Source organism: Sphingobacterium sp. UGAL515B_05, assembly GCF_033097525.1.
GTDB lineage: Bacteria > Bacteroidota > Bacteroidia > Sphingobacteriales > Sphingobacteriaceae > Sphingobacterium.
Genome location: NZ_CP109907.1, coordinates 5,807,172 through 5,832,598 on the forward strand (window position 1 = coordinate 5,807,172; position 25,427 = coordinate 5,832,598).

The window sequence follows — 25,427 nt, forward strand, 5'->3', positions numbered from 1 at the left end:
AAATTGAAAACCTAACAATATCAATTTCTTGAAATTTATTTATTTTAAACTATCTTTTATCCATTGTGCAGATTTCAAAAATCTTTTCGCAGTATCATCGCTCCATTGTACCCCATAATCAAACTTATGGCTTTTACAATTTTCATTTTTCAAAACTGCCTTAGCAAGTTGAAAAAGTTTGGAACTACCAACTCTTATGGTTAGTTCATCTAACTTTGTTAACCAACTCGATGTAGTTTTGGCACCTCTCGATGTATCAAAGAAATGAATTAGCTGTACTTTAATTTCAAAGTCTTTCCATAGATCTGCAGAGATTCCAAAATTCAGAATGTCACTAATATTTTTATAACAGCATTGGTTATTTTCAACTTTATAATTTTTCAGATAATCCATTAATCCAGTGTCGTTTGCTGTTACTAATTTTAAAATCTTCTTAAAACAGATTACATCATGGTGAAAAGTTTTCTGATTTATAATATCTAATATATTTTTCAAAGTTGATAGCTTAACCTCCATAGTAGCTTTTTTTAAAATACTTCGGGATTGTTCAATTTTTATAATGTCTTCCAAAAAGTTGCTGTTCGGTGAAATAAAATAGTTATGTTTAAGATAAACAGTAATATGAAAATAATCTTCCGGTGAATAAGTAATCATCTTGTCCTTCACAAAACTTGGGATAAGATTATTTCTGAGCAAAGCTCCCAATCTGGCGACGTATAAAGACCTTAAAAAAGCTCCATGAAATTCGTTGTTATAATGCAACAGTTTTGGCAGGATGTACTTATAGCTATCCTTTTCAATTTCTGATGAGATCAGTTCCTGGAAATTAGTCTCCAATTCCTTTTCTGCTTTCAATTGGTCTTCCCTATCATTAGTTAATTCTTGATGATATAGAAGTAATTGGTCAAACCAATCTTGAATTTTTAAAAAATCGATTGCAGAAATATTTAATGCTTCGGCTAAAACTTTAGATTCCCTCAAGTCATCATTTTTAAATTTTAAATATGGATTGTCCATCATAAATCTAAATTTAGATCATTTCCTCAAATTTTACTTTTTTACCGTCTATAATGTAGGGATATATTTGCTGAAATCTGCTTTCAGGCGAAAGTATTAAATCCACAACCAATACATCCTTACCCTGATATTTTCCATCCTGAGCAATAGCATAAACCCGAACATCCTCATCTTTTAAATCATCATATGCTCCAGCCAACAAAATATCATACATTTCTTTTGAGTCAGTTGATTCCGAATAAGCAGAGATATAAGCTAGGTCACCATTTGCTCTGACATAGGTAGCATAAGGGGCGAATTCTCCACTCTCTGATAAAAATTTTTCTGCTTGCTCCTTAATAGCGCTAAGCAATATTTGAACATTTGTCATCTTTAAATATAATAAAATTGGAATTATGTACAACCTGGTACGCCAGCACAAGGATCTTTAGGTTTTGGCACAGGAATTAGTTTTGGGGCCGGAGCAGGTATAACTCTAAGGTTATCAATTTTAGGCTTTGCTGGAGGCGTATATCGTTGAATATTAATGCCGGAATTTTTAAGAGGTTCGCTTAATTTTGCAGATTCATTGATTTTCAAAATTGCTTCCTGTCCACTTGCTTTTGAAATCTCCTGCTGACCCCTAAGCTGTTTGGTAAAAGATTGTTTGGCAACGTGCTTTATCTCCACTGTTCCTCCTTCATCTGTCATTGCGTCGGGTATAGTTTTTCCAGTCTTTCCAGTCTTAGGATCGGTGTATTCATAGGTTTTGGTATTTTTCTCTTTTCCCATTTCGGCAAGCTGTTTTTCTTCAACATATCTACCAAAATTGAAATGTTCTTGCTGAGCTTTTGTTACGGCTTCACTTTGCTTAGTTCCGACTTCACCAGTCTTCGTAACTGTTTCAATTAAGTTTGGTTTTATTGAAGATTCTTCAAATAATGGCATTAAACGTAACCACCAACAACATTCGGTAGCGTCTTCTGGTGCTAAACCTGTAGGATCTTTAAATCTTACAGGGTTATTAAACGACATGCTATAGGGACTCCAACTTGGGAATTCCTCACTTAAAGGATCAGGACTGATCCACCTGCCATGCGTATCACCAATCGGTTGTGCATCGGGATCATCTAGATTTACTTCAATAAAATCAACGATTTCGCCTTTTTTAACATTAAAAGTTACCGAACCAATGGTAACGATGCTGTCCTGATCATGAAATTCAAGATATTTTCCTTTGCTCAATGTAGCAACCTTCGGATAATAACCATATTTTTTAAATGGGTTACCCGCCTCAATATTTTTTCTTCTTCTTTCCGCCTCAACCGGCGTTAAGGAATCTCTGGTTTTTAGCACCTCACTCATGTAAGGTCTTGCTTTTTCTTCTTTGGTCAGCTTTACCGGATTGACCCATTCCTTTTTGCTGGTCAATTTTTTATTCTGTTTTACCTGCGCATGGTTAAATCCAATGAAAAACAGCAGAATAAATAATAAAATCCTTCTCATATTTAAGTTTGTATTTCGAATTATCTGGTTATAAAAATTCCTTTGGAATAGCATATACTTTAGGACTTTCCTTTTTCGGTGTAATTGTTTTTGCCTTTTTAGCTTCTTCACGCTGTTTTTGAGCGTTGAGCAGTCGTACCCGTTCCGCAATCTCATCACTTTTTTGCTTATTTTCAGTGCTTTTCAACGAGCCTAACCATTGTTCATACTGCTCCGCAGGCATCTGGGCAAAACCAGATTGATCGATGTAATCAAAACCAGCCTTGATACCCAGAAATTGATCTTCCAGTGGCGGATAGCTCCTGATCTTTTGCAATTGTTCTTTATTTTCAGGATCAATTCCTAGACGGCTACAGGCCTGCATAAACCTCATCTGGTCAGTATTGCTCTTCCATAGGGTTGCGTTAATATTGTTCGGATTGAGCTCCAGCGCCTTTCCTAGAACCTTGGCAACAAACTCATCATAGCCAAATTTGTGGATATACCCACTGGCGAGATCTACATAAGTCTGCGAAAGAACATCTTTCTTTGTCAGATTTTGCATATAAAGCTTATTCTTAAGGGCTTCAGCTTTAATATATCCTGAATTCAGAACAAACGAATTTGCTGAAAACATGCCGTTGGTCAACTCTACGCTCAACACTTCGCCATCATTATCCTTAAAACGTATATAAGAATGGTTAGGTGACATAACCAAAAAGGCTTCTGCACCGATCTGTTCTGCCAAGATCAAATACAACAATGGCATGGAATGACATTGCCCACTGTTTGTTTTCATCAGTTTGGAAACAAACATTTTACTATAGTCCTTTGCCCCCATATAATCATCAAAATCATATTTGACAGCTTTGTGGACAACTTTTCCATTCTGCTTGGTATCCTGTGCAAAGTATTTGAAAATTGAAAGATTTTTAGCAACGTTGTCAGATTCATCAATACCGCTATTCTTAATATCTTGCCTGATTATCGAAGTCGCTTTCTGTATCTGCTGCTGATAAGCCGACTGAAAATTCCTGTCATTATTGTTGTATGCATTTTCAACGATAAATACAGCATCTGCAAGTGTATACCCGTCGGGATCGAGCTTTAGTAAATTATCATAGGCCCTGTAGTAAGAATCAGTTCCTTCCTTTTCGGATAAAGAGCTGAGATTATAGCGTTTTGCATCAGCTTCTTCCCTGATTAAAGCCATCTGGCGTTCAACCTCTTTGTTAATCGCTTCCTGATCGTCTTGGTGGGTAGTCTTTTTTTTATAAAGATTTGAATTAGCATTAATATTTGGGGAGGCAGGTCTAGGGGTGGGTTGATTATTCAGACCCGCAGGTATACTGTAAAGATTGGAGACACTAGGCCTTTGCGGCAGATTTGGAATCTGTCCGTAGATATAGTGATAGCATAAAAATAAGCTAAATAATAATATTTGTCTCATCTCATAGGTGTGTTTTTAAAGGTTAATTTTGGCTTCGCAATATATTTTAATTTATAACACTACGGTATCCGTATTTTCACGGAAATATTATCAGATTCTCTGATCGATTGCTCTTTATCAAAGATCTATAAGCGAAATTATACTGTCAGAACGACAAAACATGTCGTATAATAGAAAAAATTATAAGGTATTAAACTGATGCATTCCTGGGAAAATACAAAAGGCATGAAACCAGATACGTCATCTTTGAGAGGTACTGCGAAGAACCCATAACCTAATGACGACCTAGCCCATGCCCGTATGACGATGCACAGGCGTAAGTCTGTCAATAGGAGGTTATTTGGAAGTTTCGCAGTTTTCTCAAACCTTTTTGACAGCTTACGCTTTATTTTCGATAAAATTTAGGGTGCTAAGATATAAATATTTTTATAAAAGATAATTATTATCACTAAAATATGATATACATTTCAAAAATTCTGATAAACGGCTAAAATCGCCGATAAAGTATAATTTATTTCAGTGTTTATACCACATCAATGCAAATATATTACTAAAATAAACAATTTTAGTAAATTATACTTAAATTTGTAGAACTGCGAATTTCCTAAATAACCTATAATGCCGTTAATTTCACGTCATACAAACAATCACAATCTTATGTTTCAGCAAATTTACGATACATATTGGAACCGTATTTTTGTTATGGTCACCCGAAAGGTCAAAGACCGCGATGATGTATTTGACGTAATGCAGAATATTTTTTTCCATCTATGGATTTACAGGAGTTCACTCACTCAACACAATACTGAAAGTGTAATTATAAAAACTTGCGTTCAGGAGATTTCCAACTACTTCTCAAATCTGAATAAGCACCCTTATACTACAGAAATTAGTAATCTCCAATTACCCGATGAATCGGCCGAAATGCTCCAGGCTCAGCTTGAAAAAGACGAAGAACTGGAACTTTTGAAGACGAAAATTGACCAGCTTCCTCCCATAAGAAGGAAGATTTTCACCATGAACAAGTATGAGGGCATTACTCAGGAAAAAATCGCGACACATCTAAATTTATCCACTAAAGCTGTAAAAAAGCAGATCGGAAAGGCACTTATATTTCTCCGAGAACATCAAAATCATTCTTAATTTCAGTTAAAAAAGGTTAATTTCAGTTAAAGTTTTCATATTACAGGGGGCTATAAATGTAGTTTTCATGTATACATAATAAAGCCCTTTATTATGGACAAGAGAAAACATCAGTCAATAGCCATAGATGAAGCAAAAGAGATATGGGATAGCCTCACTAATAACACAGATGCCGATTTAGAGCCTCCTACAGAGCAGGAAGCAAAGGAGTTTCATCGAAAACTTTATGCGAGAATAGAAGCACATGAAGCACAAAAGAGAAGGAGAAAGACTTTCCGTTATTCTTCTATGCTGGTCGCCGCTTCCCTGGTTATTATTTTCAGTATTATAGCTTACAGAACGCTCTTTCTACCTGATGTATATACGGCATATCATGATGATTTGAAAGTTACTTTAAAGGATGGATCGACAGCTATCTTGGCAAAGGGAGCCATATTAATGGTAGGGAAATCATTTCCAGCAGCTACAAGAGATGTCTTTCTCACAGGGGATGCAGTTTTTAATGTAACCAAATCCAAAAATCATCCCTTCATCGTACATGCCGGACTTTATGAAACAAAAGTTTTGGGTACAGTTTTTAAAATCACCCAGGATAAAACAACCTTCAATATTGATCTGTATGAGGGTAAAGTGCAGGTTATAAAAACTGAAAAACCAGCAGAAACATTTATTGTACATCCGAAGGAAACATTCTCCAATCAAGGCTCTAAAGATGTTGCGACCATTGTTGATACTAAAAGTACAGGTCAATCTCAAACCAACAATGCGGCGACTGTTTCATTAACTGATTTAGAACTTTCTAATGCCATAAAAATTTTAGAAAATACCTACGGCATAAAAATTCTGTTCCCGCCAGCGGTTGCAAATTCAAAAATTAGTGCTACAAAAGAAAAAGCCACAGCAGCGGATTTGATAAGACTCATCTCACTCAAACTGAACCTAAAAACTAAAAAAATAAATGATAAAACATTTCAATTGGAGGAATAGACTATGGTCTATCCATACTCCTGCCCTAATTCCGTACTCCTAATAAAACCCGGTGTGGAAGAATACAATAAAGAGACCGACGGGTGCAACCGTCGGCCAAGAAGTATTCAACCAATAACTGTTCGATAGATTATTAATTATAAATACTAATGCAAAAATAATGAAAAAACTTTGCAGAGCAGTACTATTGATTCTCTTCTTATCAATAGGCTGCCAAGGGCTGTATGCCCAAGAAAAACTCTCCATAAAGAGGGTAAATTTTGAAACTGGAAAAACAACTGCATCAGAAGCTGTAGGGAAATTTCTATCAGAAAATGTAAAAGATAAGATTTACTCAAACGATGATCTTAAAGATTATTCAGTTCAGCCAACTAAATGTAAAAATGAACTGGTAATGGACTGTCTCAATAAAATTTTGAGGGATGTTCCCGTCGAAACTTTTATCGACAATAATAGCGTTATCATCAGGCCGAAAAAAAATAAATCAACCTCGGCAATTATCAAAAACTCATCCCCTATACTTACTAAAGCCGATACCACAACCACAGTCTATAATACAAAAGTTATTGATGAAGTTATCCTGAACGCCGGATACTATAAGGTCAGCAAAAAAGAACAAACCGGAAGTATTGCTAAAGTTAGCGCTAAAGAAATCGAAAACCAGCCCATATCAAATGTGCTGGCAGCTGCACAGGGACGTATGGCTGGGGTCAGCATTGTGCAGAGCAGTGGTGTTCCTGGCAGTGGCTTTCAAGTCCAGATTAGAGGTAAAAACTCGTTAAGAAGTGATGGCAACAATCCGCTTTATATTGTCGACGGCGTTCCAATAGGCAATGAAGTGAAAACGTTTGGATTTACATCTGCAATATTGCCTATGTCAAGTATCAGCCCCTTAAATAGTATCAATCCGAATGATATCGAAAGTATTGAGGTGTTAAAAGATGCGGATGCGACCGCAATCTACGGTTCCCGCGGTGCAAATGGGGTCATTCTCGTCACAACGAAAAAGGGTAAATCGGGCAGGCTAAGCGTGTCACTAACCTCATCATACGCACTCAGTAACGTAATGTCGAGATTGAAAATGATGAATACTGAACAATATCTAAGTATGCGGAGGCAGGCATTTTTCAATAGTGGAATCAGCACATATCCAGCAAATGCTTATGACGTTAATGGTACATGGAGAGCGGACAGGTATACTGACTGGTCTAAAAGTTTAATAGGAAATACAGCAACCGCATCCAATACCCAACTACAATTAACAGGTGGTAGTGAGACAACATCATTTCTTCTAAGCTTGGGGCATAATGAACAGTCCACTGTTTTTGGCAATGATTTTAAATATACCACAAATAGTATCACCACTAATATTGCACACCGGTCAAAAGACAAAAAGCTGAATCTTGCGGTTTCAAATATGTTCAGCATTCAAAAAAACAATGTTATAAATTCGGACATCACCCGAAGTGCATTTTCTCTGTCTCCAAATGCACCTGCCCTTTACAATGATGATGGCACACTGAATTGGGAGAATAATACCTGGAGTAATCCCGTTGCAGCATACAATGCTACATACTCGAACCAAAACATCCAGTATCTGACAAATCTTAACATCGCATACGATCTGTTTAAAAATATCACACTAAAACTAGGTGGAGGGGTCAATTATCAAGCTTTTGAGGAATGGAATATCAGTCCGAATACCATCTACAATCCTGCGTATGTAACCGGACAGTCAAGCGCCTATTCAAAGGCTTCCAAAAACAATCAGAATAGACTATCTTATATACTGGAACCACAGATTAACTGGAAATTCAGTCATGAAAACCATGCCCTTGATATTTTGGTAGGAGGCACATTTCAAAATGAAAATAACTCCTATGGCTCAATGAGCGGTACAGGCTTCGAAAGTAATGCACTTATCCACAATATATCAGCAGCAAAAACAAAAACGATCGAAGATCAATACAACACGCAATACAGATATGTCGCATTTTTTGGAAGAGTAAACTACCAATTTGATAAAAAATATATCCTGAATATCACCGGTAGGCGTGACGGATCAAGCCGTTTTGGACCAAATAAGAAATTTGCAAATTTTGGCGCTGTAGGTGCAGCATGGCTATTTTCCGAGGAGAATTTTCTAAAAAATTCGAGTTGGGTCAGTTTTGGAAAATTACGTGGAAGTTTTGGAACAACAGGTAGCGACAATATTGGTGATTATGGGTATTTGGATACCTATACCGTCTCTTCATCCATTTACGATGGTGTAACAGGTCTGGTCCCTTCCCGTCTGTTCAATCCCGATTTCAGTTGGGAAAAAACCAAAAAACTTGAAGCTGCAATCGAAGTGGGATTATTCAGGAATAAAGTAAATATTAATACCGCCTGGTACCGCAACCGTTCATCCAATCAATTAGTCGGCTACCAGCTGCCTACAATGACTGGCTTTTCCTCTGTACTTGCGAACTTGGATGCCACGGTGCAGAATACTGGATGGGAATTTGAATTGAATGCCAGACCATTTTCCAGGGGAAAATTCCAATGGGAAACTTCATTTAACATAACTTTTCCCAAAAATAAACTAATTTCTTTTCCGGGACTAGAGGGCTCAACATATAGTAATACCTATGTTATTGGCCAACCTACCTCAATTGTTAAGTTATTTAATCTTGAAGGAATCGACCCTAAAACCGGAGCTTATATTTTCACAGACTACAATGGAGACGGCAAAATCTCTTCAGCGGACGACGCCAAAATAGTAGAAAACATCGGAGTAAATTTCTTTGGCGGTTTAAGCAGCAGCTTACATTATGAGAACTGGGATTTCTCTTTCTTATTTCAGTTTGTAAAACAGAAAAGTAGAAATTACAACTACATCATTCCTTCTCCGGGGATAATGAACAATCTTCCAGTTGAAGCGTTGGATGTCTGGTCGCCAGAAAATCCGGGAGGCTTTTATCAGCCTTATAAGGCCAATGCATCGCCTAACCATTCAATATTCCAGAATAGTTCAGCATCTGTATCAGACGGGTCCTTTATCAGGCTAAAAAATGTGGAATTGGCCTACAATATCCCTTTAAAAAACACATCATTCAGAAGTATAAGGATATACTTTCAAGGCCAAAATCTCATCACGTGGACAAAGTATTTTGGCATTGATCCGGAATTCACAACTATTGGCTACCTCCCGCCTTTACGCACATTCTCATTTGGTTTAAAATTAAATCTTTAAAATATCTCAAAATGAAAACACACATATTTATATATACAATACTGGCGATTTTACTACTACAGGTTAGTTTATCATGTGAAAAAATGCTGGAAGTAGACGTGCCCGAAAACCAGATTCCTACTGAATCGGTTTTTGAGACCGTGCAGACAGCTAATGCTGCACTTGCGGAACTGTACGCTGGATTATGGAACAGTTCACCGCTCGCTGGCAACCAAACAGGTAGATTACTGGGAAGTTATACAGACGACCTTACCTATTATGGAACAAATTCTACGACGGGACTTTACGATATTTTTCAAAATCAGCAGATTGATAGCAATGCTGCAATAAGTACATACTGGGCCTCAGCATACAGATTGGTGTATGTATCAAACGCCATATTGGAAGGAACAGAAAAATCTACAACGATTCCTGCCATTGAAAAGCAGCGAATCAAGGGTGAAGCACTACTGGTAAGATCAATACTGTTCTTCTACCTACAACAAATTTTTGGCGATATTCCCTATCCTACTTCAACAGATTATCAGATAAATCAATCCTTATCAAAAATCCAATCGTCAAAAGTGCTGACCCAATTGGAAAATGATCTCAACACCAGCATATCATTACTTACGGATGCTTACAGAAGTACAGAAAGGATCATTCCTAACCGTAAGGTTGCCCAGCTGATGCTTGCAAAAATCTATATGCTACAATCCAAATGGAATAATGCTGAAACTTTATTGCGAACTATAGCTCAAAGCTCCCTTTATCAAATTGAAAATGATCTCAGCAAGGTTTTTACAAAAAGTGGATCACATATACTGTGGCAATTAAAACCAAAAAACAATGGCGATGCAACCCAGGAAGTAACTGCCTATTATTTTACAGGCGCAGCCCCTTCCAATTATGCGTTGTCCCAAAATTTGGTAAACATCTTCACTGCTGGCGACCAGCGTAAAAATCAGTGGATGGCAACTGTTACTGTAGGACAAAATACATGGTACAGGGTCGCAAAATATAAGGCACTTACAAATAATACTTCGGAATTTTCAGTTGTATTTAGATTAGACGAGGTGTATCTCCTTTTAGCTGAAACGCTTGCCCAACAGGATAAAATAGCTGACGCACTTCCTTACCTGAATGTAACACGCCAACGCGCAACATTGGCAGCACTTGTGATGCCGATTTCAAAACAGAGCTTACTTGATGAAATCCTATTAGAAAATAGAAAAGAATTCTTTACCGAAATGGGGCATCGATTCCTTGACCTTAAAAGGATGAATAGACTAAATGACCTTCTACCCATTAAAACAAATTGGAAAAGCTACCATAGCTTTTGGCCTTTACCACAAAAAGAGTTATTGCTAAATCCTAATCTAAACCCACAAAATACCGGATACTGATGATGAAAAAGATATTAACTTTTATATTAATCCTTCTAAATATTATAGGAAACTGCCAGTCTTGGGTTACTAATGATACTTTACAGCAATGGATATCAAGATATCACACCATAAATAACCTTACCTATTCGCCCGATACAAACTTTGTGGCTATGCGAAAAATATATTCGACCAACAGCGATACCGCTGTAGTATTGGACGCCAATAGAACAAATAACCAGCTGGCAACCATACTTAAAATGCCAAATAATATTTTCTTAAAAAACAGCAGTTTATTCTCCTACGGAAATGGAATAGCACAGCATAGCAATTTACATAAGAAAACAACGGTTAAATATGAAAATATGAGGTTTGCAGATATCCTTTTTGAACTAAATCAGTACTTTATAATTGATAACAGTGGAACATTGAAACTTTATGGTGCAGCGAATCAATTATTGCAATCAGTGGCAAATAGCGAAATGTATACAACAGATAAAAAAACTTCGTTGTTTCTGAATTTTAAAGAAGGTACAATGAACAAAGTGGCACGTATAGAAAGTGATAAAAGAGTAATTTTATTTGAAACCCAACAGGAAATTAAGCAAATGATCCTGCCTCCTTCCGGAAAAGATCTGATAATCTGCCTAAATGATCCAAAGACACAGAAATTGCAGCTGATATTTATTGATACGAAGTATGGAAAACAAATAAAATTATCAGGTATTGAGTCCCAAAAAGCTGACTTCGTTGAAGTGTCTCAAGTTAAAGACGGCAAAGCGTATTTTATTACCTTCGCAAGTAGACGAAAACCATCTAAGGAGAATTTTTTAGATATCTGGTACGGAAAAGACAATAATCTAGGCGCTAAACAGGCAGGATCAACAGACTACCTTTATTATCTATTGAACAAGGATACAAACAGGACACATAAGTTACCCGACACTTATCCAATCTACAGTAACATTGACAGTGAAAGGTATGTTTTGGCTTTTAATCCATTGGAGGAATTTGAGAATCTAACATTGCATCCCTTTTTAAATCTGAAACTATATGATACATCAAGCGGAACCTTTACCGAAATTTTTCATCAGGTTACAAAGGACATCGTACATTCATCCGACGGACGTTTTATTATGTCTCTAAACCCCAAAGATCAAAAATGGAACCTTTATGACGTTAAAACTGCCAGCAACTTTATTATTCATAAGCAAAGTTTACAGAATCCAACATTTTCCGAGGATTTTAAAACCATCCTTTTTGAAAGTTTCAATGACATCTGGATTTTTGATATAAAAAGCCAAACACTCTTCGCTGCTGGAATATCAAAAAAACAGGAGGCTAGAATTTTAAATGCTGAGCGAAAAACCACGAATCCTGTGTTCGGGTTTAAAATGAATATGCTTAAAAATAGGAGTCCACTGTTGATAAGAACAGTAAATAAGATTTCAAATAGCAGTACTTACAGTACGTTTTATAAGGGCAAAAAAAAGATTGTCTTTCCTTCAACAGAAAATCGCATCAAAGAAATTAAATACGACCACAATTTGAAGAATTTTGCAACAATCGAAGAAAATTTTAACATGGCACCCAAGATCTTCACTTCAAAAGCTGGATGCAAAAACAAAACTGAAATATTTACTACTGAGGATAAGACTGGACAAACTCTAAAACAAGAAATTGTACAATATAAAAATTCTCTTGGAACACCTTTGAAGGGAGTGCTTTATTATCCGTCAGGATATGATCGCAGTAAAAAATACCCAATGGTTGTCTATATATATCAGATTAAAAGCAGTCTATCCAATCTTTATTCCCTTCCAGCAAATGAACCGACTGGGGTCAACAGACGAACCCTTTTGGCACATGGTTATTTTGTGTATGAACCGGATATCGTCTTTGATGGCAGAGGACCTGGTCTTGCGGCACTGGACTGTATAAATAGCGCACTCGATGCCTTATCCACATACACTGCCATCAATAAAAATAAAATTGGACTGACTGGCCATTCCCTGGGTGGATATGAAACCAATTTTATTGCCACGCACTCCGACCGATTCGCCGCTTTTATTGCAGGTGCAGGATATAGTGATATAACTTCCCGCTATTTTTCCTATGATTATCATGAACAAAAGCCTAATCACACAAGATTTGAGACCGGACAGTATGAAATGAACAAACCTTTTTCAGAGGATAAACAACTTTATCTAAAAAACAGTCCAATAAATTACGTGGAAATGGTTAAAGCGCCCTTTCTGCTCTGGAACGGTGTTAAAGACGATATTGTTCCTTCGGAACAGGCTATGGAATTCTTTATGGGACTAAAGCGGAACAATCTTCCTACAATTGCCCTATTCTATCAACAGCGAGAACATGATCTGGGATGGAACACGAAAGAAAGTATGGACATGAACAGAAGAGCACTTGAATGGTGGGATTATTTTCTAAAAAATAAAACCGATATTCCTTGGATCGAAAAAGAAATTAAAAGGGATGCTACATAGCATCCCTTTCACTTTTAACGCCAACGTCTAAGGTAAGATTTCGTGCAGAACCTTTCCACATTCTGTTGGACTGATAAATCTTTGCAATTCCACAGAATTATCAGCAGACCAGGTACAAACAGGATTGGTTTCCTCTTCACCACACATTTGTTCGGTCTCAATACACAGCCCTTGGCTTTCATCAAAGCGATAAGCTGTTTCGTTAAATTTTGCCTTGTTTCCGGCAACTGCTGCTCCGGCACCCATTGCTACAATGAGTGCAGGCAATAATAATTTTTTCATCTTAATTTGTTTATAATTTCTCTGCCTACTCTTAGTGGAGGTTTTCGGCTTCCCCTCTTACGTAATTTTTTTTGATAATATCGCGAATGCGGTACCTTACCACTTCGTCTCCACGTAGAACATACATATATTTCTCAGTTATCAAGAAATCGTGCATTTTCATCTCCTTTTTATTATATATGTAAAAGCTTCCAATATATTCCTGTCGGTCGGTTCTATACATATCTATCACCTTCGCGGCTTTCCATGCTTCCCTAGATTCAAGCTTACCCATGAGATCAGATTGGTTAAACAGTACTCCACCGAATGCAACACTCTGACGGTTTACCTTCAATGGGGGCGCATTCATTTTGTGTCTACCGTCAGCAAGTTTTGTTATTTTGATCTGGGCAATACGTGTTGTATCAATAGTATTGAACGTATTCTTTAACCTAAACCGATCATCCATAATTAGGTATTCATTTCTATAGAGGTAGGTGTAAATCAAGTTGTTCTGAGACTTGTCATAAGTTATGTTTCCATCTACATCGAATACACCATCTATCTGCTTTTTTAAAAGCTCTGGAAATAACTTTATCTTAGGATCTGAATTTAGATCAAGGAGTGCCAGTGTAAATTGTTTCGTCGCGCTGCTCTGTGTTCTCAGCGCAAACCGTGCTGAATCCAGAACAATAAGCTGATTAAAATAGGCATCTTGAAAACTTAAAGTTTTAGCGTTTGGATTTCCTAATCTACCACTGTAAATTATTGGTATAGTACCGTCATAAAAATAGTAAAATCCATTATTGACCTGCAACCGCACATTAGAAAATTTATGGTTCATATTGTCTGGCTGGATCTTCATTAACTGAATGCTATTGAGTGCTGTGTCTGCGGTCGTCAAAATCTGCGGAAAGATCCTATTTCCAAAATAGATATGTTCATCATCATAACCAGCAAAATAATAGTCCGGTCTGTCCAGGTCAAGAATCTTTTTTTCCTCAATAACTGGATGAACCAAGAAGCGTCTTGTGAAATTATTTTCCTTTTTCACAATGTGCTCTGACCCTAGAAACAACACAATCACAATTCCGCAGCTCAGCACAGTTGTAATACTCGTAAAAGCTAAAGTTGTGCGCATTTTAAAACCGCTGTTCCTACTGAGCGCCACGATTGCACCAAGAGATAACAAAACAAAGCAAAAATTGAATATAAGATGTTCTTTCCATCCCAATTTTTCCAGTATACCTCCACAACTACAGGGTATGAAATCACTATAATTCAATATGAGGTATATGTAAATAGTGAAAGCGACCATTAATGCCAGTGATCCATATAACGCTAGAAGCCTGCTTATGGGTAAACATAACGCAATTGCTACCAGAAATTCGATTATTAGGATCAGGTACGATATAATTCCCGCGTACGCACTTAATAACGGAGACTGAGCAAGTTGTACCTGGAAGTTTGCAAAGTCCAACAACTTACTGGCTGCAGCATATATGAAAAGCAATGCAAGAAGAATGCTTACCGTCTGTACAAAATACTTTTTTATAAAGCTTATCATAATCACTGGCATTGATTATGACAAATTTCGGTCTTGTGCTAAAAATAAATATTGACAATATTAACAATTATATACCAATATGCAATAAAATTATACCAATATGCAACAAAAGTATGTACAATAATAACTGAAGGAATTATAAATTAGCTAATCGAGGAATTGTTGTCAGACCGACGCCATGACGCGTAAAAGCTTTATACATATTCTGATAATCCAGAAATCTGTTTTTAAATGCCACTTCCTTTAAACTCATCGATGTAAATATTATGTCGCCTACAGCGTCCAGCATCTTTCCCTTTAACCAAAAACTGTAGAAAGAATCACCAAAACAAATTTTACAGTCACGTTGAAAATGACTATAATTATATCCTTGGTTTTCAATAAATTCCTTTAAAGTCTGGCTATTATTGGAATTATAGGATTTCACTATCTCCTTAACATAAATAACATTTTGAGGGGTGTTTTTAATTTCCTCTTTAGGTAAATTGAGATCAACTATATGCAAAAAACCCCTCTTTACACTCTCTGCCCGGCATAAACCTACTACCAAATGCATATTACTTTTATCCGTATAACGCACTTGAACCGGAAATACATCATTTAATGCAGGCCTAGTCTGGTTGAGGTTACATACCACCTCCTTAATCGACCGATCATAACCATTATCTTCCGCAAAGCTATAATAACCGAAATTATCTTTAATAAACGCATTTTCCGGTATGAATTCAAGGTTTTTTAAAAAAGAAAAATAAAAATCAGTAACGACTTTAAAATGCTTAGATATTTCATGCAGATCAGAAAAAAGGACTGCGGACTTCACAAAATTTAGTTTGCAAAAACCAGATAGATTTTGCTCAGCTAAAGCATCCAATAATGAGACGATGTAGAAATTCATTGTATCTCCTTTTGTTATCTTAAAAGACCGATGTCAGCGTCAGCAATAAAATAAGTTTCCGTATAGTGTAATTTATGGTCTATCGTATGGTCAATTTAATCTTTTTACCCTAATAATGAAATAATAATGTGCAAATCACATTTAATGCGCCCGAACTTAATCGCCAAACTATTAATTGTAACAAGAAAGGACAGCCTAATGGCTGTCCTAACAAGCATGCTTCCACTCTGGTAGTGTATGGTTTCTGCTTTACAAATATCACAAAATTTATGAAAACAAATTATCTAACTGGCCCAATAATGATCGGACCTAGCTTTTTGTTATTAAATTGAAAAGAAATTTGCTTTTCATTACCAAAACTATCAACTATCCAAACGTCAAATTGTTGTGAAACTAAAGATTCTGATGTATAATACAGACGAAATTCTTTTTCCGCCAATGGATACAAATCATTTGGCAAATAAGGTTTATATCCTGCATAATTTAAACTACCTTGCCCATCATTTTGAAAATATCTTAGCCTGTATGTATTACCTGTATAGTTTCCAGAAGAAATTATGGAAAAGCGTATTTCCACACTTTCACCAATCCCGATCTCCTTTGGAACAGGCATCACCTTCACTTCAAAAGGAAAAACCTCCTGCACATCCAAAACCTCTTTCTCACAGCCGGAAAGTAATGAAATTCCCAGAAAGGCAATAAAGCCTAGAAAAACCGATCCTATCGACATTTTAATAGTATTTAATATATTGTTCATATTATTGATTTTCAAAAATTAAAACGTAAACCGACACCTGTTGATGGTCTAAATCTCTCCAGATCGGTCCCCCATAATATCCTGATCCGACTTTGCAGCATAAAAACGACCCGGTCTGAAATATAGGTCTCCAACGATAATCGGCCTCCAGTACCAAAAACAAATCCACTTTGGTTTTTCAGCACCCCACCATCCATGAGCAGACTATCTCCTTTATTGACCGATTCAAAGCCTGCAACTCCCGTAACACCTCCGTTCAGAGTGATAAATTTCCTTGAATCTGAAAGAAGCTTTATACTATAACCTACCTCTCCAAGAAAGTCTTCCAAAGGGATATTCCAAGTTTTATAGTCTGCTGTCTTCTTTTGATATTCAAGTCCCCAGATCCAGTAGTTGCCGTGTTTTGCAAAACTGTTCAATGTCAAATTGATATAGAAATCTTTGCCTATTCTATCTGCATTTAAAAGTCCTGTATTAATTTCCAAAGAATTCTGTTTATACACCATGCGTTGCGCATACAATGGGATGCTCACAATGGCTAGTACCAAAAAGATGATATACTTTTTCATGATTACTTACTTTATTGGTTAACCTTAATCTTCATTTCAGATATGGGCTTCGCGGCAACCAGATCCGAATTCTCTATTTCAAGAACCTGATTCCTTGCTCCATTCCTTTCAAAAATTTCAATCCTTAGCACCTGTTCATCAGTAATTGTAAATTGGTCAAGAAGTATCACATTGCCAGCTGTTGAATTATCTGCGATCTCTTCAAGACCGGGATATTGCCGTAATGGCACGAGCTGCTTTTCCTGCGAAACCGTCCGCTTTGCCACCTGTTTATCTACGATCTTATAAGTACAAAAATCCACGATAAAGGGTACGTTTGACTTGTTCTTCATTTCAAGATGAAAATAGAACTTTCCGTTATGCACATAGATTCCTTTGAGAAGCGACTGAATACCATAGGATCTGGCCGCAATGTGACGCACATATCTTTTACTCTGCTGATATATAGTTTTCAGCGCAACTTCTGTTAAAGATGGTGGATTAAAACCGAGCTCTTCAAACTGAACGTTTCTTCCTTCCTCACGCTCACTATCATTTTTCATTTTCTTTAAATCATAGCTTAAGATGTAAGGATCAGCATTATAAATAACATTAAAGCTATAAAATTGACCATCCTCAGTAATTACAGAAAAGTTCGTTTCCTCTGCAAAATCCTTAACAGCTGCCTTAACACGCAATACATTTTGAGCATTCTCAGCTTTCTCTGCAATCAGATAACTCGATCCCAGATCAGTATATCTGATAGCTACAGGAAAAATAAGATGAGTAGTCTTGTTATATGTCACTTCAAGATGATAGGGTTCTACCCTTCCTGCTGCAAGCGACTGCTGACCAAAGGTCTTAAAGAACAGACCTATGAAAAGCAGGATAATCAATATATTTTTTATTGAAATCATAGTTGATCATTATTGTTATTAAGTTATTTTTTAGTCACCAGTAATACTGGATGACCTGATCTGACTGTCACCTTGACAGCTCTCAGTTTCTTAGAAAAGTATCCTGAAACTCCCTGTATCAATCCCCTGCTCAGATCACTGGCAACCTGTTGCCCAGCAGATCGTGACATCGAAATATTCATTCCGGAACTTTGGCTCATATTCGCTGCTATTTCTCCTGCAGCATTGATTTCATCCGATCTCGGCACAAGTAAACCGAGCTGACCGTCAGTGCTATACACAAGAATCTCAACTGGAATTATATTTCCAGATACTTCTACGGCACTGATCTTTAATTGCAGTCGATTTCCCTGGAATTTTGCCTCTGCGACAAGCTCTGTACCTTTCGGCACATTATATCCAGCGATAATGGCTTCTTCAGATAATCTCAGCTTTAATGATCCGTCTCCTGACAATGTTTTTGTTTCCATAATCATTGCGCGGATACTGTTTCTTGCATTATCACTTTGAGTAGATTGACCAGGGGTAATAAAGTTCATGTTACGGTCAGCTATGCCGTTTAAGATCTCTGCTTGATCTTCTTCCCTGTATAAGCTGGATACGATGCTCTTTTTCACCCCTTTCATACTTTCGGTTTTCCCTTTTTTATTAGGTACAGCAGCTGTTTTAACCACTAATGAATCCAGAGACGGGCCGGCACTGACCGCAGGGACGCCATGCACGGCACTCCCAGATGGTAAATACCGCGAAGCCATTTCATATGACTTCTCCATTAGTGCTAACTGATCATTTAATGATGGTGTCTGCGGCACGTCCTTTTCCGAAAGGCGGTCTTTGAGTTCGTCAACCTGTTTACGAAGTGCCAGTTTTTCTTGGTCATCGTCCCGATAAAAAGAACCCAGAGTTTGCTGTGCATTGTGATAGCTGCTCAAAGAACTATTCTCTGTACCCTTCATCGCATATCCTCCTGAGTTGCCGCCATTAACTTTTGCCATCGGAACCTCACCGCTAACTGAGGTATCGGAACTATTCCAATAATCTGACAATGACATCAGCGAATTGCGCTTTGCGGCTTCCCTTTCATCAACCATTTCCTTCTCATACGCTTTTTGTTTGTCTGCCTGCAACCCCTTATCCGTTGCTTCGGGAACTGCATTTTTCAAACCCTTATCTTTATTTTCCTCACCACCATTTTTAGGTTTAAATATTAGATATAGACAGGCTATAAAAACTATTGCCATAAGCCCAAAAATGACCGGTTTCTTAAACTTGTCCTTTTTTGAGGAACTGCTACCCGTATTTTCTGCAGAATCATCATCTACAATAAGGCTTATCCGTTTATTCTCTTTCTCTTCCATTTTCGATATCTTTAGGATTTGTAACCAATTCTTTCTGGGAGGATTCATTATGAATCACAGCCGGAACCTCTATGTGACTAATGTCAATTTTATCGCCTTTGCCAAGATCATAAAAGACCTTGACAAGTACTCCTACGCCCATAAGCAGATAAAATGCGAATAGATAAAGTACATATCTGATCTGCTTTTTGACGGGTAAATTCCGCCATCTTAAATCAAGCTTCTCAAGCTCATTATCAATTGTTGTTCTAATGTTTTTCATAATTTTTCCTATTTAAAGCGAATTCCCTTCTTTAATTGAGTGTCTTTTAATTCAGGATTCATCGCCATCGCTATAGCATCCGATGCTGTAGGAAGGGTACCCGTTGTTACATCCATCACAATTGGTTTTAGTGACTTACTTACGCCCTCCTCATAAATAATCATCCGATGAACAGCAAATTTCCCATTGTTATAATCCATACACATATCACATTTTATCGATGACTGGTTAACACTATCTGATTTTATGCAAGTAGTAAACAACATTAGTCCATGTTCTTTATCTATTCCTCCACTTTGGTAGCTCTTAATGAATGCATTAAGATTATCTCCTAATTTTCCGAAATGACAAACTGTGATAACAAAATGGTCATCATAACCCTTTCCGATCAAAATATTTTTGAAGCTTTCGGCATCATAACTTTCTTTCATTTTATTTAATTTTAACGTTCGACGATTTCCTCATCCTTATTAGAAATCACCGCAAACTTCAGAATTTGAAAACCTTGCGGATTGGTATCAGATCGGACACTGTTAAGCAGATTGCATGAGGTGACAAGACTTCTTCGAGTAAGATTGCTCGATCTAATGATGAATTGTTTAGCGTAGGTGGTTACAGAATATGGGTACGAATTAAAATCACAGATCACGCTGTCCACTTCTATTCGTTGCTGAATGTTCCCAGAGATAATCCTGTTGTAATACCCCTTTTCAGAAAGATCACGATAATAATCAAATGCACTTTTGTCCGCCAGATCAAATGCACGTTTCATATTGCTTTCAATCGCGGCCTTATCTGGTGCCAGTGTGAAAAAGAGCTCATGGAACCTCCTAACATGCTCACGTGCCTCAACGGGGCGGTTTATGCTTGCATCTTGTGACAGCGCCAGCATCAGCGATTTTCCCTGATCCAGAACATATATTTTCTCCCGTTGTGCCGAAGCAAAGGAATAAGATTTCCACACAGCAAAAACTGCCACCGCAAGACACAGTATTGCAAAGACAATTGCGTATAGCCTGATCTGTTTGAAGCTGTTTTCGATATTTCTTAGCGTTCTGAATTCCATAATCAATTGCTTTTTTGTCCACCACTTTTATTATCAAGTAATTCTCCGCCAATATTCCCCACTACCGCTCCTGCAGCTGCTGCCCCAACATTTCCTGTACGCATTGCTGCCTGACTAACGTTACGCGTAAAGTTGCCAGCTCCGCCAGCCTGGATGATCCAGCTTGTAACAGTAGGAATAGTAAAGTATCCTACAATTCCGATAATCATAAAAATCAGGTAAACGCTATTCTCAGGATCAGGGACAAATGAAGGATCACTTAATAGCTCTATGTCCCGTTGCACACTCATGGCATTGATTTTTGCCAGCATAGCGCTAAATAGATCAGCGACCGGAAGCCACAGATAAACACTGATATATCTGCTGAGCCACTGGGTAAGCGTACTCTGAAATCCGTCCCATACAGATATGGCAAATGCAATCGGCCCCAGTATCGAAAGAACTATTAAAAAAAAGGTCCGGATAGTATCCACGACCAGTGCCGCGGCCTGAAAAAGAAGTTCGAGGATTTCCCTTAATTCTTTTTTGATTTCCTGTTTGATATTGTAGACTGCTTGATCACGGTACATACTGACCATCGTTGCGATATCATCAAATGACCAGCCCAGATCATCGAGCTTTTTGTCAAACTCCTCGTCGGAGACCAGGTATGCGGTAGCCGGGTTTCTCAGCATCGCTTCCTTTTCAAGAATATCTTTCTGCTGTTGCAGGGTATTGAGATCCAGAACCTGTCCTTCAAGCATCGAGTGGGTTCCTTTCACTATTGGACTCAGCACACCATTGATAGTACCTAGCACAATGGTCGGAAAAAACATGATACACAGTCCTATTGCAAAGGGTCTCAGCAAGGGAAAAACGTCTATTGGCTCTGCCCTGCTCAATGCCTGCCATACTTTTAAAGCAACATAAAATAAGGCTCCTAATCCCGCAACACCTTTTGCTACTACGGCCATCGTTTCCGACAAAGGCATCATTTCATCGTAGAGACCACGTAGAATCTCATGTAAGTTGTTAAATTCCATAACGCTCAGAATTAGTTACCAATATTTTTGACTAGCAGTTCCATATAGATCCATGACACGCTTCGTGTCATTTTGCTTTTTAGCTCGTAGGATGCTGACAGAGATATTTTTATTGGTATAATATCTTACAAGGCTGTGATACTGTTTAACCTCTTTATATACGCGATCAATAATCTCCATACGCTCCTTATCGTTCAGTGAAAGACTGCTTGAACTCACAATTTGCTTTAGTTCTTTAAGCAGTTCCGTACTCTCGTTCAGCAATGCGGAATAACCATTTCCTATCGCAACCAGCTCGGCAGCAGAAAAATTCTTATCATTTAGCATTTTTCCGAAATTGTTGACGTACAAGTTGCTTACATCCCCGACCAGTAGCACAGTCTGCTGAACTTTTCTAGCATCTTTAACCAGGTTATTGACAGCTTTAAGCTTGTCATAATACTCTTTGCCCTGTTCATATACTTTTTTGACTTCATTGAAATTCTTGACAACATTGCTTACTGTGCTCGAGGTTTGCACGATTTCATTCGCTGAATTCAAAATCCCAGAAGCCAGATTGGTGGGATCGGTAACGACCCATTGAGCCTTTACGTTTTGTGATATGGTAATGGACATCACCATAAACACGGTCATTAATAGATTTTTCATTTTTTTTATTTTTAGATTGTTTAAATATTTAAATTGTCTGTGGGCGAAAGCCCTTTGATTTTCCGAAGAGAAATCTTTTTGATAGCTGCTTCCACGTCGCCGCCCATATCGTGGGCAAGATTCATCACTTCCATTTTCTCCGATTCCTCAGTTGTATAGGCCAAATACTCCTGTTCGCTCACCTCTGTAGCGTAGACCGCCGAATGTGTTCCTCCAAGCCCTATCCAAACTTCCTTGTACTTACGATTAGGATCATTGTCCTGATTAATCGAAAGGATCTGCGATTTTTCACGCTCAGTAAGTCCAAGCATATTTTGGATGTCGTCAAATTTGTTGGCGTATTTCCGCTGGTCGAGTAAAATCTTGCAGTCACTATTATTGATGATCGTTTCTTTTACAATCGGAGACTGTATGATATCATCCACTTCCTGCGTTACCACAATTGCTTCCCCAAAAAATTTCCTGACGGTTTTGAATAAATAGCGTATATATTCGGCCATTCCTTCTTTAGCAATTGCCTTCCAGGCCTCCTCTATGAGAATCATCTTACGGATACCTTTTAACCGGCGCATCTTATTGATAAAGACCTCCATAATGATTATTGTCACTACTGGGAACAGGATTTTATGGTCTTTGATCGCATCTATTTCAAAAACAATAAATCTCTTATTAAGCAAATCAAGCTCTTTTTCTGAGTTTAATAAATAATCGTACTCACCGCCTTGGTAGTAGGGTTCAAGAACGTTCAGAAAATTGGCTAGATCAAAATCTTTCTCCCGTACTTCCTTGTCCTGAAGGACTTTTTTGTAATCTCCTTTGACGTATTCGTAGAATCCGTTAAAACACGGTATTTCATCACTGTTTTTAATTCGATCAATATATCCTGCAACCGCATTGGACAATGCCACTTCCTCACTACGTTTTGGCGCTTCGTCGTCCCGTTTCCATAAAGTAAGGATCAATGTCTTAATGCTTTCCCTTTTCTCTATATCAAAGACACCATCTTCAGTATAGAAAGGATTAAATGAGATCGGGTTCTCCTCGGTATAGGTGAAATAAACGCCATCTTTTCCTTTTGTCTTTCCTTTTATAAGCTCACATAATCCCTGATAAGAGTTACCTGTATCCACTAGTAGTACATGAGTTCCTTGCTCATAATATTGTCTCACCATATGATTGGTGAAGAATGATTTTCCACTTCCAATTTTTGGGTGGGCTGGCGGGCTACTCAGTTAAGAATAGCCCGCCAACCCCCAGATGGCCCTAGAATGAAACGGTTTCTATTCGTGATAATCCCCTTTTTCATCGGCAAATCACTGAGGTCCACATGTACCGGTTTCCCTGTCAGCCTATCTGCAAGCTTAATCCCAAATGGCGACAGCGAATCCTGATAATTCGTCTCTTGGGTAAAAAAACATAATGCTGGTTCGATGAAGGTATAAAAGGATTCTTCGGCGGGGAAATCACCTGCATTGCCAGGAATACCCGCCCAAAATAAAGTGGCCGCATCTACCGTATTATGTCGGGGCTTGCATTCCATGAGAGCTAGCGCACTTCCGACATCATTTTTCAGGTTTCGAAGATCCTCGCGATCTTCACTCCATGCAAATACATTATAATGTGCCCTTATCGAGGGTGAGCCGTGAGAATGGGCTTCATTAAGATAACGTTCGATCCATTCCTTGTTTATCTGGTTTGCCCGACTATAACGCGCCAGCGAGTGCATATTCCTGGCTGACTTCTCAAATTTTTTGAGGTTTTCGGAACTGTTATCAATAAATAGGTATTGATTATAAATATGGTCACAGCTCAGCATCAGTCCAACAGGACTTGCAAAGGACAGCATGCAGTCACTTCGATCTGTGGAAAGCCTGTCATAACGGTTACAGTCCGAAACGGTTCCGGGAAGATCATCCGTATTTGATAAGGTATGGAGGACCATCTTTTTGCTACCGATCCTGAGTTCTTCTGCTCCTAATGCTATATCCTGCAGAACAGGATTATTCTCCCTGGACAGCGTAAAATACTGTTCAAGAATTCCAGTCTGCCCGTCGGTCCCCAAAATTTCACCCTCGCGGATCTGATCCATTGTTATATGACCACTGTCATTAATTATCCGCTGGAACTGGCTCACCGACTCCAAAAAACGTCGCATTCCTTCTTTATCCCGAATTTCCTTGGGCACAAGATTCCCCTTGCATAGACTGCTGAAATTGCTCTGCGACTGCATCCGTGACTTTGTCGTTTTTGTCAGGAAAACGTAGCAGTAATGGTTTAAGAAGGGACGTTCATTAAAGTGGAGCTGGAAAGAACGTGACAAAAAGCTGTGTTCATTTCTTTCTATGTCCGGTTGATATTGCTCTTTAAGGTACCAATCCTGCTTGTGCAGGATACTATAATCAGGTAAAGTTTTGATCGCTTTACACCAGGAAGAATGAATGGATTCATACACATCCGTGCCTACGGTGAAAATTTCAGGTAGCCGTACCCGGAAACAAACCGTAAGATCTCCTTCCTTCGATATGATGCAGTTGTTCTCAATTGCAAGAAGGGGAAAACGGCTTTCTAAAGTTGTGATCTTAGAAATATTTCTCATGATATCGTTTAAGATTTAGCGTTAAAATTTTGATTATTCTCACCTTTAGCTGTTGGAGAATTTAGGTAAGACTGGACAGGTTTACGAGTGATGATATACTGCGGGTGCTTTCTTTTCGCACTTAGCTTCATCAGGCCATATTCACCATACCTGTTGTTCAGGCTGAAAGTTTTCCAAACGATCAACGATGCAGATAGGAATCCCACCGAAAGGCAGAGATACATATTTACGTTGGCCATGTACAGCACCATTACGAGGATCAGCACAAATAATAATCCTCCAGCAAATCCAAACAGATATTGCGCTTTCAACCCCTTAAATTCAACTGTACAGCCGATTCCCTTATTGATGTTAAAGGTTTTCATG

Annotated in this window: 22 protein-coding genes and 1 pseudogene; 5 read left to right on the top strand and 18 right to left on the bottom strand. The window is 38.0% G+C overall.

All coding sequences use genetic code 11. The annotated features are described in order from the left end of the window. Positions 1–39: 39 nt before the first annotated feature. Genes OK025_RS24360 through OK025_RS24375 form a run of 4 tightly spaced genes read right to left on the bottom strand, consistent with a single transcriptional unit; the run spans position 40 to position 3,931 of the window. Positions 40–1,020 carry a hypothetical protein gene (locus tag OK025_RS24360; RefSeq protein ID WP_317667351.1) on the bottom strand — a complete coding sequence of 327 codons (981 nt, stop codon included), beginning with the start codon at positions 1,018–1,020 and terminating at the stop codon, positions 40–42. A 10-nt stretch (positions 1,021–1,030) separates the two neighbouring features. Further along, positions 1,031–1,387, bottom strand: a complete 357-nt coding sequence (locus tag OK025_RS24365) for a hypothetical protein (protein WP_317667352.1) — start codon at positions 1,385–1,387, stop codon at positions 1,031–1,033. A gap of 23 nt (positions 1,388–1,410) precedes the next feature. Continuing rightward, positions 1,411–2,556, bottom strand: a complete 1,146-nt coding sequence (locus tag OK025_RS24370; RefSeq protein ID WP_317667353.1) for a putative toxin — start codon at positions 2,554–2,556, stop codon at positions 1,411–1,413. Beyond that, the gene (locus OK025_RS24375; RefSeq protein ID WP_317667354.1) at positions 2,531–3,931 is read right to left on the bottom strand and encodes a hypothetical protein; all 1,401 of its coding nucleotides are present in this window, start codon (positions 3,929–3,931) and stop codon (positions 2,531–2,533) included. Before OK025_RS24375 ends, OK025_RS24370 begins: the two co-directional genes overlap by 26 nt. A gap of 657 nt (positions 3,932–4,588) precedes the next feature. Here OK025_RS24375 and OK025_RS24380 point away from each other — a divergent pair. The 5 genes from OK025_RS24380 to OK025_RS24400 all read left to right on the top strand — a co-directional run bounded on the left by OK025_RS24380 (position 4,589) and on the right by OK025_RS24400 (position 13,164). Beyond that, a complete protein-coding gene (locus tag OK025_RS24380; protein WP_317667355.1) occupies positions 4,589–5,074 on the top strand; it encodes a sigma-70 family RNA polymerase sigma factor in 486 nt (161 codons plus the stop codon). A 93-nt stretch (positions 5,075–5,167) separates the two neighbouring features. Continuing rightward, positions 5,168–6,061 (top strand): FecR family protein, encoded by an 894-nt coding sequence (locus tag OK025_RS24385; RefSeq protein WP_317667356.1) that lies wholly within the window; start codon positions 5,168–5,170, stop codon positions 6,059–6,061. A 160-nt stretch (positions 6,062–6,221) separates the two neighbouring features. Further along, positions 6,222–9,296, top strand: coding sequence for a SusC/RagA family TonB-linked outer membrane protein (locus OK025_RS24390; RefSeq protein WP_317667357.1), 3,075 nt, complete (start codon positions 6,222–6,224; stop codon positions 9,294–9,296). Between the two features lie 11 nt (positions 9,297–9,307). Beyond that, entirely contained in the window at positions 9,308–10,681 is a 1,374-nt protein-coding gene (locus OK025_RS24395) for a RagB/SusD family nutrient uptake outer membrane protein (protein WP_317667358.1), read from the top strand. Positions 10,682–10,833: 152 nt separating this feature from the next. Continuing rightward, on the top strand, positions 10,834–13,164 hold the full coding sequence (locus tag OK025_RS24400; protein WP_317667359.1) for an alpha/beta hydrolase family protein: 2,331 nt from the start codon (positions 10,834–10,836) through the stop codon (positions 13,162–13,164). Positions 13,165–13,191: 27 nt separating this feature from the next. Here OK025_RS24400 and OK025_RS24405 read toward each other — a convergent pair whose 3' ends face one another. The 14 genes and pseudogenes from OK025_RS24405 to OK025_RS24470 all read right to left on the bottom strand — a co-directional run bounded on the left by OK025_RS24405 (position 13,192) and on the right by OK025_RS24470 (position 25,426). Beyond that, positions 13,192–13,446: a DUF6520 family protein gene (locus OK025_RS24405; protein ID WP_317667360.1), complete on the bottom strand. Its 255-nt coding sequence runs from the start codon at positions 13,444–13,446 to the stop codon at positions 13,192–13,194. 31 nt (positions 13,447–13,477) lie between these two features. Beyond that, the gene (locus OK025_RS24410; protein WP_317667361.1) at positions 13,478–14,992 is read right to left on the bottom strand and encodes a DoxX family protein; all 1,515 of its coding nucleotides are present in this window, start codon (positions 14,990–14,992) and stop codon (positions 13,478–13,480) included. Positions 14,993–15,128: 136 nt separating this feature from the next. Further along, positions 15,129–15,863, bottom strand: coding sequence for an AraC family transcriptional regulator (locus OK025_RS24415; RefSeq protein WP_317667362.1), 735 nt, complete (start codon positions 15,861–15,863; stop codon positions 15,129–15,131). 304 nt (positions 15,864–16,167) lie between these two features. Beyond that, positions 16,168–16,644 carry a DUF3872 domain-containing protein gene (locus OK025_RS24420; RefSeq protein WP_241282574.1) on the bottom strand — a complete coding sequence of 159 codons (477 nt, stop codon included), beginning with the start codon at positions 16,642–16,644 and terminating at the stop codon, positions 16,168–16,170. An 11-nt stretch (positions 16,645–16,655) separates the two neighbouring features. Continuing rightward, positions 16,656–17,213, bottom strand: a complete 558-nt coding sequence (locus OK025_RS24425) for a conjugal transfer protein TraO (RefSeq protein WP_241282572.1) — start codon at positions 17,211–17,213, stop codon at positions 16,656–16,658. An 11-nt stretch (positions 17,214–17,224) separates the two neighbouring features. Further along, positions 17,225–18,109 carry a conjugative transposon protein TraN gene (gene traN, locus OK025_RS24430; protein WP_317667363.1) on the bottom strand — a complete coding sequence of 295 codons (885 nt, stop codon included), beginning with the start codon at positions 18,107–18,109 and terminating at the stop codon, positions 17,225–17,227. Positions 18,110–18,132: 23 nt separating this feature from the next. Then, complete coding sequence (traM, locus tag OK025_RS24435; protein ID WP_241282568.1) at positions 18,133–19,467, bottom strand: conjugative transposon protein TraM; 1,335 nt, start codon at positions 19,465–19,467, stop codon at positions 18,133–18,135. Further along, on the bottom strand, positions 19,448–19,729 hold the full coding sequence (locus tag OK025_RS24440; protein WP_241282566.1) for a nitrogen regulatory IIA protein: 282 nt from the start codon (positions 19,727–19,729) through the stop codon (positions 19,448–19,450). The genes traM and OK025_RS24440 overlap by 20 nt, the downstream gene beginning before the upstream one ends. Before the next feature lie 8 nt (positions 19,730–19,737). Further along, on the bottom strand, positions 19,738–20,160 hold the full coding sequence (locus tag OK025_RS24445) for a hypothetical protein (protein WP_317667364.1): 423 nt from the start codon (positions 20,158–20,160) through the stop codon (positions 19,738–19,740). An 11-nt stretch (positions 20,161–20,171) separates the two neighbouring features. Further along, positions 20,172–20,795, bottom strand: a complete 624-nt coding sequence (gene traK, locus OK025_RS24450) for a conjugative transposon protein TraK (RefSeq protein ID WP_312336325.1) — start codon at positions 20,793–20,795, stop codon at positions 20,172–20,174. A 2-nt stretch (positions 20,796–20,797) separates the two neighbouring features. Beyond that, positions 20,798–21,817, bottom strand: coding sequence for a conjugative transposon protein TraJ (gene traJ, locus OK025_RS24455; protein WP_241282560.1), 1,020 nt, complete (start codon positions 21,815–21,817; stop codon positions 20,798–20,800). 15 nt (positions 21,818–21,832) lie between these two features. Further along, positions 21,833–22,465: a DUF4141 domain-containing protein gene (locus OK025_RS24460; RefSeq protein ID WP_394799627.1), complete on the bottom strand. Its 633-nt coding sequence runs from the start codon at positions 22,463–22,465 to the stop codon at positions 21,833–21,835. 20 nt (positions 22,466–22,485) lie between these two features. Further along, positions 22,486–25,061 (bottom strand): annotated as a pseudogene (locus tag OK025_RS24465) (TraG family conjugative transposon ATPase). Between the two features lie 8 nt (positions 25,062–25,069). After that, the gene (locus OK025_RS24470) at positions 25,070–25,426 is read right to left on the bottom strand and encodes a DUF4133 domain-containing protein (RefSeq protein ID WP_241282558.1); all 357 of its coding nucleotides are present in this window, start codon (positions 25,424–25,426) and stop codon (positions 25,070–25,072) included. Position 25,427: the final 1 nt, after the last annotated feature.

Excerpts from the sequence above, each read along its gene's own strand:
- OK025_RS24360 (WP_317667351.1), bottom strand. The coding sequence starts at position 1,020 with ATGATGGACAATCCATATTTAAAATTTAAAAATGATGACTTGAGGGAA.
- OK025_RS24365 (WP_317667352.1), bottom strand. The coding sequence starts at position 1,387 with ATGACAAATGTTCAAATATTGCTTAGCGCTATTAAGGAGCAAGCAGAA.
- OK025_RS24370 (WP_317667353.1), bottom strand. The coding sequence starts at position 2,556 with ATGCTATTCCAAAGGAATTTTTATAACCAGATAATTCGAAATACAAAC.
- OK025_RS24375 (WP_317667354.1), bottom strand. The coding sequence starts at position 3,931 with ATGAGACAAATATTATTATTTAGCTTATTTTTATGCTATCACTATATC.
- OK025_RS24380 (WP_317667355.1), top strand. The coding sequence starts at position 4,589 with ATGTTTCAGCAAATTTACGATACATATTGGAACCGTATTTTTGTTATG.
- OK025_RS24385 (WP_317667356.1), top strand. The coding sequence starts at position 5,168 with ATGGACAAGAGAAAACATCAGTCAATAGCCATAGATGAAGCAAAAGAG.
- OK025_RS24390 (WP_317667357.1), top strand. The coding sequence starts at position 6,222 with ATGAAAAAACTTTGCAGAGCAGTACTATTGATTCTCTTCTTATCAATA.
- OK025_RS24395 (WP_317667358.1), top strand. The coding sequence starts at position 9,308 with ATGAAAACACACATATTTATATATACAATACTGGCGATTTTACTACTA.
- OK025_RS24400 (WP_317667359.1), top strand. The coding sequence starts at position 10,834 with ATGCGAAAAATATATTCGACCAACAGCGATACCGCTGTAGTATTGGAC.
- OK025_RS24405 (WP_317667360.1), bottom strand. The coding sequence starts at position 13,446 with ATGAAAAAATTATTATTGCCTGCACTCATTGTAGCAATGGGTGCCGGA.
- OK025_RS24410 (WP_317667361.1), bottom strand. The coding sequence starts at position 14,992 with ATGATAAGCTTTATAAAAAAGTATTTTGTACAGACGGTAAGCATTCTT.
- OK025_RS24420 (WP_241282574.1), bottom strand. The coding sequence starts at position 16,644 with ATGAACAATATATTAAATACTATTAAAATGTCGATAGGATCGGTTTTT.
- OK025_RS24425 (WP_241282572.1), bottom strand. The coding sequence starts at position 17,213 with ATGAAAAAGTATATCATCTTTTTGGTACTAGCCATTGTGAGCATCCCA.
- traN (WP_317667363.1), bottom strand. The coding sequence starts at position 18,109 with ATGATTTCAATAAAAAATATATTGATTATCCTGCTTTTCATAGGTCTG.
- traM (WP_241282568.1), bottom strand. The coding sequence starts at position 19,467 with ATGGAAGAGAAAGAGAATAAACGGATAAGCCTTATTGTAGATGATGAT.
- OK025_RS24440 (WP_241282566.1), bottom strand. The coding sequence starts at position 19,729 with ATGAAAAACATTAGAACAACAATTGATAATGAGCTTGAGAAGCTTGAT.
- OK025_RS24445 (WP_317667364.1), bottom strand. The coding sequence starts at position 20,160 with ATGAAAGAAAGTTATGATGCCGAAAGCTTCAAAAATATTTTGATCGGA.
- traK (WP_312336325.1), bottom strand. The coding sequence starts at position 20,795 with ATGGAATTCAGAACGCTAAGAAATATCGAAAACAGCTTCAAACAGATC.
- traJ (WP_241282560.1), bottom strand. The coding sequence starts at position 21,817 with ATGGAATTTAACAACTTACATGAGATTCTACGTGGTCTCTACGATGAA.
- OK025_RS24460 (WP_394799627.1), bottom strand. The coding sequence starts at position 22,465 with ATGAAAAATCTATTAATGACCGTGTTTATGGTGATGTCCATTACCATA.
- OK025_RS24470 (WP_241282558.1), bottom strand. The coding sequence starts at position 25,426 with ATGAAAACCTTTAACATCAATAAGGGAATCGGCTGTACAGTTGAATTT.